The organism is Frankia sp. AvcI1, assembly GCF_001420875.1.
GTDB classification, from domain to species: Bacteria; Actinomycetota; Actinomycetes; order Frankiales; family Frankiaceae; genus Frankia; species Frankia alni.
In genome coordinates this window covers 61764-73846 of the sequence record NZ_LJFZ01000003.1, presented here as the reverse complement: position 1 = coordinate 73846, position 12083 = coordinate 61764, and the positions used below count along the sequence as shown (strand labels likewise).

Below are 12083 nucleotides of genomic sequence, written 5' to 3'. Positions count from 1 at the left end.
GGGCGCCGCACAGCTTCTCGCCGACTGCGCCGACGGACTCGACGCGGCGATCGGCGAGCTGCGGGAACTCGCCCGCGGCCTGCACCCCGCCATCCTCACCGACGCGGGCCTGCTACCCGCGCTGCGCGGCCTGGCGGAGCGATGCCCGTTGGACGTCCACCTGCGTCCCGCGCCTCCACCGGTGCTCGGACGGCTGGACCCGTCGGCGGAGGCGGCTGCCTACTTCGTGGTCGCCGAGGCGCTGGCCAACACGTTGAAGCACGCCCAGGCGACCGGTGTGTGGATTACCGTTGGTTACAGCTGCGGTGCTCTGCGGGTCGAGATTGCCGACGACGGGGTCGGCGGCGCCGGTTCCGGTTCCGGTTCCGGCTCCGGTTCCGGCCTGCTCGGCCTGCGCGATCGCGTCGCTGCCCTGGACGGGACGTTGACCGTCCGCAGCGAACCTGGCGCCGGCACCCGCATCGCTGCGGTCATCCCCTGCGCCCAAGTCCAGCCGGCACGCCGGGAATCCGAGCCACGACAGAGGGGACGCGCGACATGACGACGTACCCGGCCCCGATGGCGTCCCACAACCCGACGGCGCCCCGCAACCCGACGGCGCCCCGCAACCCGACGGCGTCCGTCACGGTGACACCCGATGATGACCTGATGCCGCCCACACCGCCGGACGGGCCGATCCGAGTGCTGCTCGCCGACGATGCGGAGCTGATCCGCGCGTCGGTGGCTGTCCTGCTGCGCGACCACGGCTTCGACGTGGCGGCGCAGGTCGGCGATGCGGTCAGCCTGCTGGCAGCGGTCGGTTCGGTTCGGCCGGACATCGCCGTCGTCGACGTCCGCATGCCGCCGACCGGCACGACGGAAGGGCTGCAGGCGGCGGTCGAGATCCGCCGGACCCATCCCGGCACTGCCGTGCTCATGCTCTCCCAGTACCTGGAGTCGGACTATCTCGACGCGGTGTTCGGCGACGACCCGCGGTCCGTGGGCTACCTGCTCAAAGAGCGGGTCAGCAGCATGGGTTTCGTGGGCGCAGTGCGCCGCGTCGCCCGGGGCGGCCATGTCGTCGACCCCGCGATCGTCGACCTGCTGATGCGGGCCCGGCGCCGCGAGCTCGGCAGTCTGAGCCGGCGGGAACGCGAGGTCCTTGCCCTGATGGCCGAGGGTCGATCCAACCAGGGAATCTGCCGGCGGCTTCACCTCGCGGAGAAGACGGTCGACTCCCATGTGCGCAGCATCTTCACCCGGCTGGGCCTGCACCTGGAAGCTGACGATCACCGCCGGGTCCTTGCGGTCCTCGCCTACCTGCGAGCCCACCCGTGACGTCGGTCGTCCTGATGAGGCCCCACTGGAACCTCTCCATTTCCAGCCGTCCGGAAGTCGGATGTCTCGGGGCGTACGCTCCCGCCGCTCGGCCTGCTGGCGGCAGTCACCGGTTCGTCCGAGGATTGTCCACGGCCTGTCTCTCATCCGATCCGGAAGGAAGGTCAGCCGGTGCCTTGGCGCCCGCCGCGTGAGTCCCTTGTGGCTGACCCGCGGCTGGAACGGTACAGCCACCGCGTGGCGCGGATCTGNGATGGCCCGGTCGAGATCGGACTCCTGCTTGTCGTGCCGGAGGTCTATTCGGAGCAGACCGGCGGCGCCCTATGGTGGCGTCGGTGGTCAGCGGGCCGCCATGCAGCCATGCTGTACCTGGTGCTGCCGGGAAGCGAGATCTCGTTCACGGACACGATCGTGATACCCGACGACCTCCCTGAGGAGCTCGACGACTGGGATCTGGGGCGCCTCAGGTTCGTCGGCGAAATCTACCACCTGCGGTGGCTCGACGAGTATGAATCCCGCCGTCTGGCCGTGGAGAAGTTCGGGATGGCAGCGCAGTCCTAGCCGCTCCTTCGTTTTCCGCGAACCCTAACGTACCGGCGGTTTTCTTGGCGCTCGGGCCGCTTCTGATACCGCGACCATCGGCGTGCTGCTGTTCGTGGATCGGTTCGGCCTGCTCGGCCTGGGCCTGCTGCTCGGCGGCCTGGCGCTGGTCGCGCTCGGGCGCATGGCCGGTCGTTCTGGCTCTTGAAGCGGCAGAGCCCCGCACCTTGGATGGGGGTGCGGGGCTCCGGCCTGTCTCAACCTTGCGTGCGCTCGGAGGGACTCGAACCCCCAACCTTCTGATCCGTAGCCCTCGGCGCACCGTCCACGGACGTCCACAGGTGTCCATCGGAGCAGGTCAGAGGCTGCGTGATGTCCACGGACGTCTGCGGGTGTCTGTCCCGGTTGCAGTACGACTGCAGTACGGATCGTCTGCCTGTTGCAGTCACCGAGCGTTCGCTGACGCGATCACCTGAAGATCATTAAGTGTTGGCTGCCCGACTGTCACGCCACAGCGCCGGGGGCGTCTCGTTCGCGCCAAAGATCAGGAAGGTCTTGATCCTTGCCGTGCAGTGAGTGCCCGCCGTATCGGCAGGGTCAGGNGATCGTCACCGGATCACAAGGAGACTGCTACGATGTGGACTAGTTGTTGTCCTGACCCTGTTTGCTAGTCCACCAGCCCGGTAGGCTGATGCCATGNCCTCGAACCCATCCAACCCTCAGACGGACGAGCTCTCGGAGGTAGAGACAGATCTAGTCCATGTGGCGCGACTTGCCCTCGCCTCGAACTCCTCCCACGCGCAGGTCACGCTCCGGCGCCTTGCTNGGCGATACAGGGACAGAAGGCCGGCGCTGGCATCGGACCTCGTCATGCTCCTTCGCGAAAGCCCCCTTAGAAGTAGTGCTGGTCGCGCAACGGTAATGGCGGAGCCGATCGACACGGAGTCACGCCTTCCTCTCGTTCGCGAAGAGGAGCATGTAGTACTCTCGGTTGAGCCAGTACTTGATACGGAAACAAATGCCTCGCTGCAACAACTTCTTCGGGAATATCGAATGCCCGAACCTCTACTCGAGGCGGGTATAGCTCCTACCCGAACTGCACTTTTTACGGGTCCTCCTGGTGTTGGAAAAACTCTCGCTGCGCGTTGGCTAGCCAGGGAACTTGGCGTCCCCTTGATAGTGCTCGATCTTTCGACCGTTATTAGTAGTTTGCTGGGTCGGACAGGAAATAATCTTCGCAAGGTTCTTGATTACGCCAAGAGCACGAAGAGTATTCTACTTCTCGATGAGCTTGATGCTATTGCAAAGAAGCGTGATGACGTAACGGATGTCGGTGAGCTAAAGAGGTTGGTTACGGTACTTCTGCAGGAAGTTGATTCCTGGCCGGGGGGATCTCTTCTTCTAGCCGCGACTAACCACCCCGAACTACTCGACCCGGCAGTGTGGCGAAGATTTGAGCTTCTCGTCGAATTCCCTCTACCTGAGCCAGAGAAACTTGCAGCGGCGATTCAGCGCTATCTTGACGGAAATGAAATCGGGAACGAAACACTTTCCATGCTTGCACAACTTTATGTGGGATCGTCATTCAATGACGTAGAACGTGAGGTCATGCGAGCCCGTCGAGCGNCCGTCTTGGACGGGACCTCCATCGAGCAGGCGCTTTTCCAGATAGCCCAGATTCGCATCCGAACGCTGCCAGCCNCCCAGCGCGGACGCTTTGTAGCCGAAATAATCAGAAGTACAGGAATGTCTCAAAGGCGAGCAAGTGAAATGACTGGCGTAAGTAGGGATACGATTCGTAAATATATGGCAAATCAGTCAAGTAGCAGCGCTAAAAGAGAGGAAATTGGGGATGCCGGATGAGCCGCGCTTTCTCCTCGGTTACGGTGAGCGCCTGACGGAACGTANCCCTCCGCCTGGTGGCGGCGGGGGTCCGCAACCCGCTTACTCTTACCAGGAGGCAATAGAGCGTTTGCACCCGAGGGTTAGGGAAGCTGCAGCGATCTTGGATGCATTGCCACGCTCGGCATGTCCGGAGAATGAAGCTATCGGAATAGTAACACTNCATCCTCAGTCTATCGCAAAATCGTATCATCCGCAGCAGCTATTCGACGAGTTTAATCTCAGACAAGTAGGAAGCCGTCCTGTCACTGTCCAGCCGGAAAGATGGACTAGAGAGGGGAATCCTCAGCCGCTGCCAAGCACGGATATATTTGTCGCAGGGAAACGTGAATCATTCGAGCGTTGGGCCATCGATCTTGGTCATTCCCCACATCGAATTAGTGAACAGATCCAACGATTGGAAGACTTCCGTGCGCCCACCAGTGTTGAGAAGATACGCAACACTTCTGGAGCTCCCCAGATAAATTCGGCCGAAGCAATTGTACTCGAAGTCGGCCTACATGCAAGTAACTCTCCTGCGGCACAGTACATTATTTTGGCATTCGAAGAATACGCGTTGTCGCTTGGTGTACAGCCCGATCTAGATCGTAGAGTGTACGCAGGTGGTCTGTGCTTCATGCCTGTCGAGGCCCCGATTCATGCGGTTTCCGATCTTGCACGATTTTCGTTTCTCCGGGTTGTACGCGCTATGCCTCGACTGCGCAGGCTGATGCCCATAGAACGATCGGTCCCACTCCCGAACTCACCGATTTCCCCCTTGCCGTCCGAGGGACCGGTTGACCCCGATCTCCGAATGGCGATCTTCGATGGAGGATTTGACGAAACGAGTGAGCTTGGTAGATGGGTAACCGCTCTAGACACTCAAGGGGTGTCTACCTCCCGACCTATGCTTCTACAACACGGCCATGATGTCACTTCAGCTGCTCTCTTCGGCTGNCTTGTGGTCGGTAAACCGGCGCCGCGGCCGTACAGTCGAATTGATCATTATCGGGTCCTTGACGAGAAGACTGATAGTGACCCCTACGAGCTTTACGATGTATTGAAACGGATTGAGAGTGTGCTGAAGCAGGAGTGCTATGAACTTTTCAGCCTCAGCATCGGTCCAGCTCTCCCCGTTGAGGACGACGAAGTTCATGCATGGACGGCGCTTTTGGATGAGTATCTCGCCGACGGTCGCGCACTAGCAGCGGTAGCGGTCGGAAACAATGGGGAGGGCGACTCCGACCTTGGTGAGGCGCGGATCCAAGTACCCTCTGATTGCGTCAATGCCCTTGGTGTAGGCGCTGCGGATAGTGTGCGAGAGGGTTGGCAGCGCGCCAGCTACAGCGCGTTTGGTCCTGGTCGCAGCCCCGGTAGAGTGAAGCCGGATCTCCTACATTTTGGGGGCGAAGATCGTGAGCCTTTCATGGTCTACGCCACGGATCGTTCTCCGCAAATAGCGTCGACATGCGGCACGTCGTTCGCAGCACCTGCGGCGCTACGTCTGGCCTCCGGAATTCGCGCACACTTTGGTAGTCGTTTGAATCCTCTTGCGCTGAAGGCCCTCCTTATCCATGGTGCAGACGGGGCTATGAACGATAGGTCTGAGGTCGGTTGGGGCCGACTAAGAGGCGATTTGGAAAGNCTTGTCACCTGCCCAGAGAACACTGTACGCGTGATCTATCAGGGCGAGCTGGAGCCGAGCCAGTATCTTCGCGCGCTGATTCCGATGCCCGATGAGCAGCTGGATGGAATGGTAGAAATTAGCGCAACTTTCTGCTATGCGACAGCTGTAGATCCACAAGATCCAGGAAGCTACACCCGGAGTGGGCTCGAGGTGACGTTCCGGCCCGATGCTCGTCGCTTCGCGAAGGACGAAAGTACCGATCCTCAGAGTAAGTCCTTCTTTAAACGTACTAATTATGATTCGGAGCAAACTCTGCGCCGGGATGCGCAGAAGTGGGACACGGTCCTCAACGCAAAGCAGAGATTTCGCGGGAACACCCTGTATCGCCCCATGTTCGATATTCACTATAATGCGCGCATGGGTGGTGGAATCACTAACTCGGCTAATAAGATTAGGTATGCACTTGTTGTTGCAGTTCGCAGCACTAAGACCGACATTTATGATGCCGTAATTCGCGCATATGCTGGAAGGCTTGAGGTGCTCCAGCCTGTTGTGGAGATCTCTGTTCGTACGTGAACTTGGCTTAGGGAGATTTTTGGGGGGGCCGCGACGCGCCCGGCGAGCACGGCCGTTCACGGCCGCGCGCAGGCGGCCGCGCGGCGCGGGCCCGCACCGCGACTTGATCCTAAAACGAGCAATTCGGCAGACACGACGTCAGGTGCCGATGCTCGGGTGTCCAGCCGTGGCCATCACGAACAGGGCGGCGGTCCGAGCGTCTCGGCCAGTCTGGGTGTCGAGGTGGTGTTGGGCGGCGTCGATGGCGGCTTGGAGCTGGTCGGCCTGGGTGGCGGGGAACGGGTCGGGTAGGTGGCTGAGGGGTGCGGTCACGATGCCGTCGGCTCCGGCGTCGAGGCTGGCGCTGATGTGGCGGGCGGTGCCGTCCCACAGGGTGAAGTCCGGGCCGGTCGCGGTGCGGAGAGCAGCGATGCCGCTTGGTGGGACCTTGGAGACCTTCGCGGCTGCGGGCAGGACACCGGCGGCGCGGGCGGCGGCGGCAAGCTCGGGTGTCAGGGTGGTCGGGCTGAACTCCGGGTGGCTGAACAGGTAGCTCGGCCTCGGCAAAGCGGCGAACAGGCTCAGGGCCTCGGCGTCGTTGGCGAGGTCTCGCAGGACGACCATCGGGACGACACCGGCGTGGGTGGNGTGGGTGATGTCGGCGGGAGTCCAGCAGCATGCGGTGAGCCGGTCCACTCCGATCGTGTCCGCCCACAGGTCGACGACCGCGGCGCGGTCGGCTTCGCTGGCCTGGTGTCCGCCGGTGGTGGTGCCGGACAGGATGAAGCGGTGCGCCCATGTTCCCGCGGCACGCCGGGCGTAGGCGACGGTGGCGGCGGTGTCGATGGCGCCGTCGGGGGTGCGGAAGGTGAGGGCGGGAAGGACAAGCTGCATCGCGGTCAGTCCACCTTGTCCCATACCGGCGGGACGGCTCGGGCCCGGTCCGTCAGAGCGCGGTGGATGTGAACGGCAGCCTCGTCGGGCGGTCGCTGGTCGGTGCGTAGCACCACGTCGAACACGTCCATGTCCGCGGCGGCGAGATCGGTTTTCGTCTCGTCCCAGACGGTCAGTCTTTCGGCAACGTCGGTGCTCCCGCGCTGGCGGGCTCGGGTGGCGGTAACCTCGCGGGGGCACCAAAGCAGGACCGTCACCCACCGGNCTGGATATTCGGCATGCAGGGTGTGGATGCCGGCGACCTGGCCGAGGTGCACGACTGGCACGCGGCCGGCGGTGGTGAGGTCGTCGAGGCGGGGCCGGTCGATGGCGTAGACGTTCCCGTACCGCTCGTTCGCATAGAGAATCGCCCCCTCGGCCTGGAGGCGGTCAAGTTCGTCGGCGGATGCCGCCCGGTAGGGGGCACCGGCGTTGGCACCGACTTTCAGCCGGTCGAAGTGCACATACCGATCGTCCAGCGCGGTGAGGGCGGCGGTGACGGTGTCCTTCCCTGCGGCGGGGGGGCCNTAAAGGATGACGGCGTCAGGACGCATCGCGGATCCGGCTGGCCAGGCGGCGGGCGTGTTCGGCAAGGTTGCTGCGGGCGTGGCGGCTGTTGTCGACCACATAGTGGGTGCACACGGGACGCTGGTCGGGGTCGATGGTGGCCACGTACTCGTCCCAGTAGGACAGCTTCCACGTGTCGCGGGCGGCGTCGCGGGATTCGAGGTAGTCGCGCTGGGAGTCGATGTCGCAGCGTAGCCAGACCACGGCGATCGCCGCGCCGGCCTTCGCGCACCGCTTCTTCATCCGCTCCATCCACGCCGCGTCCGTCAGCTCACGCACGAACGGGGCGGTCACGACCGTGGGNAGGCCCAAGCGCAGATTGTCGAACGCGGTGTCGAACATCGCCCGGTACTCCAACGGGCGGATCCGGCCCGTGTAGACCTCGCCCTGGCGGTCGTTCGGGTCGGTGTCCATCGACAGCAACAGGGACTCGGTCAGCGGGCGGCTCATCGTGTCCTTGTCGAGCAGCGACCAGCNGGTGATCTCGCAGATGAACCGGGCGAACTCCGTCTTCCCCGACCCAGGAAACCCCGCCACCATCACCAGGACCGGGGAGNCCTCCCGCGGCCGACCCGAACTCCACGCATTGAGGATCTTCGCTTCGAGGTCGATCGGGGGAAGCTCGACCCGGCGGCCTCGGCTGGCAGNGGGGGGTTCGATGCAAGCGAGAAGCTGGCGGATGGAGTCAGTGACCTCGTCGCGCCGGGGCATCACCGGCGGCGCCCCGAACGCCCCACCCGCCTGTTCCCGAAGGTGGGTGGGCACCCGCAGCGTCTCCCGCGGCGGTCGCGGTGCGACGCCTGCGGCGCCGGGGACTTCCCAGGGGCGAGGCGCCAGGCCGACCATGGCACCGGGGATGCGTAGGCCGTCGGCGATGCGCTCGACGACCTCGACTTCCTCGACCTTCGCCTTGCCCCCGGCGATGCGGCTGATCCTGGACTGGCTGAAGCCCTCGATCGAGGAGGCTATGNGGTCCTGGCTGACGTGATCCCATTTGCGCATGAGCAGGAACGCGGCGCCGAAGTCCCGGCCGCGCAGGGCGTCGGCCATGTCGTCGCGGTGCAGCAGCTCCGCGGAGACGGTGTAGCGCTGCCAGGCGGATTCGGGATCGNCGGTCATGCATCGCTCTTCGGTCGGTGGCAGATCAGGGCAAGCCGCGTAAGCAGATCAGCACGGTGAGCATAGCTGGGCCGATGTCGTCTCGGCATCACAAGTCCGGCTCGAGCGGTCAAAGGGCGCCGGACCGGCGCTGAGCTGCCCATAGTGCTGCGGAGACGGCGGCGCTGGAATGCCGTCGCTCCATGCCGTCTCGACATTCCGTGGCTGCCCGGTTCCGGTGAGTCTTGTCCGCAGTCGGCGCCGTCCGTGCCGAGTGTTCCTCCGCGGGCGGCGTCGACACCAGTGCCGGTCACGACATCCGCGCCGATCCGTGGTTGGTCGCCGGGCGACCCTGCGGGCGTCCGACCCGTCGGGGTGGGTGGCGTGGGCGAGGAGACGACGAAGGGGACAGCGATGAACGGCAGGCAACGGGCACGCGGGACGGGCACGCCGATTGCCGCGCTGCCGCGTCTTGATCTGTGTGGCGAGGCGGGCAGCGTCAGCGATGCGGCTGCGGATGCCGCGCCTACGCCCGTCCGGGTGAGCTCGACGTGTTCCAGGCGGGACCTGTTCCTGCCGCGGAAGCCGGCCACAGGGAGGACGGCGGGGCCGGGAAAACACCGCCGACGCGGCGTCCAGGGTGCACCGGATCCGGTGGGCGCTGGTGGTGCGCAGTCCCCGCGGAACCCTGGCGGGCGTGATCGGCTGGTTTCTGTCCGGAACAGAGGCGAGAGACTACGCGCGGGAACAGGGCTATGCGAACGCGCTCGTGCTGCCGGGCCTGTCTGTTGCCGCGGGGACGGCACGGTGAGTGGAGCTCGGGTGGGNCCGCGGACGTGGGAGGTGCCGGCCGAGGACATCCCCCGGTTGCTCCATCCCGGCCGCGCCGGGCTGCTCGTCGCCGGGCCGTTGGTGGCCCGTGACAGCGGCGGTCGCGTGCACACCGACTTCCTGCCGGCGCGTGGTGGGAGGCGGTTGGTCGGCTGGGCGCTGAGCACCGTGGCCGATACCGGCGGGGGGACGGTGACGGTGTGGCCGTCGGGGGCGACGGTGATGGAGACCGGGGTGGCGTTCCTGATCGGCCGGTACATCCGCGGGGAGCGGGAGTGGGCCGGTGATCGGGATCTGACCGTGGTGACGGTCGGCGTGGCCCCCGGGCCGGAGGATCTCGATGTTGCCGTCACACCGGTGCCNCACCGGATGCGGATGGAGACCGGCGGTCGGACCGTGGACTACACGGCGTGGGAGCTGCTGCCCGGTGCCTAAGATCATGATTTTGGGGAGCCCTCTACCCCCGCTGGGCGTGCCGGACGTGGACGGGCTGCTGATCGCGGAGCCGTCAGAGGCCGTGGAGTCCACGCGGGGCGGGCCGTTGGTGGCTCTCGTGGCCGAGTTCCAGCCCGTCATAGCGCCGTTCCTGGAAGATGCCGCGGTGCGGCCGCGGTCCTGGGGACCGCCGCGACCGTGACGATCCACCGGAAGGNCACCCCGTTCGCCAGCACGACCGTGGCGCTGTGTTACGCCCAGGATCTGCCATCGATCCGACGCGGTCCGATCGGCCAACGCGCTCCCGTCGTCGCCGCGTCCCGGTTTCAGCGTGGGTATCGAGGCCGACCGCATGAGGNGNGGGTGAGCGCCGCCGGGTCCTGGACCGAACACACCGTGTGGGAGCTGACACTCCCCACCTGAGCCGGTAACCGGCCGGAATCGACCGTCCGACCTGTCACCCGGGAGGGCCCTGCCCTTCCACCTCCTCCCATCCGGGGGCGGTGGGGTCCTCCCACCCTGAACGTGGCCGGTGATCCGACGGGTCGCACACCGCCGGCCACAGGAAGACCCCGGGCCTCTCCCCTCCGACCGAGGTCCGGGGTCTTCGCCTGTGCGCGGACGTCCGCGGTGCGCCAGGACTCCGGCGGGCAACAAGTCCACGGGAGTGAGCGCCGCGGCGGCACGTCAGCGTTGGAGCCCGTCGAGGTCGTCCAGGCGGCGAACGAGTGCCCGTAGGTCGTCGCGGATGTCGCGGACGCCTTCGAGGATCTGCCGCCCCAGCGCCGCGGTCTCGTCCACTGCCGCGGGCGCTGCCACGTGGTCACCGGTCAGAACACGCACAAGGTGATCGTCGGGCCAGTCGAGAGCCCGGGAGATGGCCGACAGGGTCTTGGTACGCACGCGGCGGGTCGCGCCGTGCTGCACCAGCCGCAGCGTGGACACAGCGATGCCGGCCCGGTCGGCGAGCTCCTGTTGCCCGATACGGCGGGTGGTCATCCTGGTGTTGATGGCCTGCGCTACGGCCGTCCAATCCTCGCCGTCGGAGTCCCGACCGGAATCGGGAACACGGACGGGACCGGAACGATCAGTCATGCACGGCATGCTAGCGAATTCGCATTGCCCGTAGCTGACCTGGTCAATGGCCATATCGACCCGGCATGGCGTGCATAGCTTCATGCCGTCACGGCCTTTTTCGATCCCGACTGCTCATGCACCGCCGATATACCGCTTGAAAAGCGCTCTTCTGGCGGAGCATTCTCGATCCGTACCCAACCGGTGGGGCTGGTCCGGCCGGTGGGGACGATCTCAGGAAGGGGGATCCGTGGCGGAGCAAATCCGTTTCGCCGCTGAGGATGCCGCCGGCGTGACGGGTCCGCGGGCGTCGTAGCTCGACCCCGCCGGTCCAATCGGGGGAGCCGGATCGTTTCTCCGGGATCCGGGCCGCCCGAGATTTCCCTACCTCTCCTGCCCTTGATTTCGCACGTCCGAAAAGCGGGTGGTGTTGCCATGTCCAGAATCGACGGTGACCAGCGTTTCCAGCGGATGCCGACACGGGCCGAGGAGATACACGTGCCGGTGTGGATGCTGGTGGCGGCGGTGGCCGGAAAGGGGTTGTGGCTGGCGGTGCGGGGCTGCTGGCGGCATCGGGGCGTGGTCGCCGCGACCATCGGCGTGCTGCTGTTCGTGGATTGGTTCGGCCTGCTCGGCCTGGGCCTGCTGCTCGGCGGCCTGGCGCTGGTCGCGCTCGGGCGCATGGCCGGTCGTTCTGGCTCCTGAAGCGGCAGAGCCCCGCACCTTGGATGGGGGTGCGGGGCTCCGGCCTGTCTCAACCTTGCGTGCGCTCGGAGGGAATCGAACCCCCAACCTTCTGATCCGTAGTCAGATGCTCTGTCCGTTGAGCTACGAGCGCGCGCCCGCCACCGTGGTGGCCGGCGGTGCCAGCTTACAGCACCGCCGGAGCGACTCACGGGCCGCGTCGAGGTGGGACCATCTGTAGTTCGTCTGATGCTCGTGGTGAGTGGCGGTCGTGGGGCATCCCTGCCTGGCCGGTGCCGGGACGCAGCCGCGGGTCGCTTCGCGCTGTTCCTGCGGCGCACGGCACGACGCCGGCGTGGCATCGGTGGGTCCCCTCTGCGGAACCCGCGCACGCGAGGACCGCGCCGACCGCCACCTGACGCCTGACGCCTGACGCCTGACGCCTGACCGATTGTGCCGGTGAACGCACGCTATGCGCGCCCGAGTCGGTCGCAACGTAAGATCGGCCAGCAGCATCCGGCGGGAGTCGCGGAACCCGGTG

7 protein-coding genes, 1 tRNA gene and 2 pseudogenes are annotated in these 12083 nt (G+C 65.5%); 6 read left to right on the top strand and 4 right to left on the bottom strand.

Annotation, left to right across the window (positions count from 1 at the left end; all coding sequences use genetic code 11):
* From UK94_RS39260 to UK94_RS39255, 4 genes and pseudogenes are all read left to right on the top strand, one after another.
* Nucleotides 1-541 (top strand): annotated as a pseudogene (locus UK94_RS39260) (histidine kinase); the annotation flags it as partial.
* Complete coding sequence (locus UK94_RS04060; RefSeq protein ID WP_083866697.1) at nucleotides 538-1317, top strand: response regulator transcription factor; 780 nt, start codon at nucleotides 538-540, stop codon at nucleotides 1315-1317. The pseudogene UK94_RS39260 and the gene UK94_RS04060, both read left to right, overlap by 4 nt.
* 252 nt (nucleotides 1318-1569) lie before the next feature.
* Nucleotides 1570-1878 (top strand): hypothetical protein (locus UK94_RS04055; RefSeq protein WP_235486449.1); only part of this gene is annotated, 309 nt, incomplete at its 5' end.
* Between the two features lie 849 nt (nucleotides 1879-2727).
* A pseudogene (locus UK94_RS39255) lies at nucleotides 2728-3483 on the top strand (ATP-binding protein); the annotation flags it as partial.
* Nucleotides 3484-4696: 1213 nt separating this feature from the next.
* On the opposite strand, the gene UK94_RS39250 reads toward UK94_RS39255, so the two are convergent.
* On the bottom strand, nucleotides 4697-4894 hold a 198-nt coding region (locus UK94_RS39250; RefSeq protein WP_235486447.1), incomplete at its 3' end, for a hypothetical protein.
* A gap of 489 nt (nucleotides 4895-5383) precedes the next feature.
* On the opposite strand from UK94_RS39250, the gene UK94_RS39245 reads away from it, so the two are divergent.
* Nucleotides 5384-5941, top strand: a 558-nt coding sequence (locus UK94_RS39245; protein ID WP_235486445.1) for a hypothetical protein, incomplete at its 5' end; no start/stop codon positions are given.
* A 627-nt stretch (nucleotides 5942-6568) separates the two neighbouring features.
* Here the strand turns inward: UK94_RS39245 and UK94_RS39240 are convergent.
* Nucleotides 6569-6814: hypothetical protein (locus tag UK94_RS39240; RefSeq protein WP_235486443.1), on the bottom strand; the 246-nt coding region annotated here is incomplete at its 3' end.
* A 3657-nt stretch (nucleotides 6815-10471) separates the two neighbouring features.
* On the bottom strand, nucleotides 10472-10879 hold the full coding sequence (locus UK94_RS04025) for a helix-turn-helix domain-containing protein (RefSeq protein ID WP_011602040.1): 408 nt from the start codon (nucleotides 10877-10879) through the stop codon (nucleotides 10472-10474).
* A 414-nt stretch (nucleotides 10880-11293) separates the two neighbouring features.
* On the opposite strand from UK94_RS04025, the gene UK94_RS04020 reads away from it, so the two are divergent.
* Nucleotides 11294-11563 (top strand): hypothetical protein, encoded by a 270-nt coding sequence (locus UK94_RS04020; protein ID WP_041938776.1) that lies wholly within the window; start codon nucleotides 11294-11296, stop codon nucleotides 11561-11563.
* Nucleotides 11564-11623: 60 nt separating this feature from the next.
* On the opposite strand, the gene UK94_RS04015 is transcribed toward UK94_RS04020, so the two are convergent.
* A tRNA-Arg gene (locus UK94_RS04015) sits at nucleotides 11624-11696 on the bottom strand.
* Nucleotides 11697-12083 lie beyond the last annotated feature (387 nt).

What these genes read in the sequence shown, in the direction of transcription:
- UK94_RS04025 (WP_011602040.1), bottom strand. Translation starts at nt 10,879, where the DNA reads ATGACTGATCGTTCCGGTCCCGTCCGTGTTCCCGATTCCGGTCGGGAC.
- UK94_RS04020 (WP_041938776.1), top strand. Translation starts at nt 11,294, where the DNA reads ATGTCCAGAATCGACGGTGACCAGCGTTTCCAGCGGATGCCGACACGG.
- UK94_RS04060 (WP_083866697.1), top strand. Translation starts at nt 538, where the DNA reads ATGACGACGTACCCGGCCCCGATGGCGTCCCACAACCCGACGGCGCCC.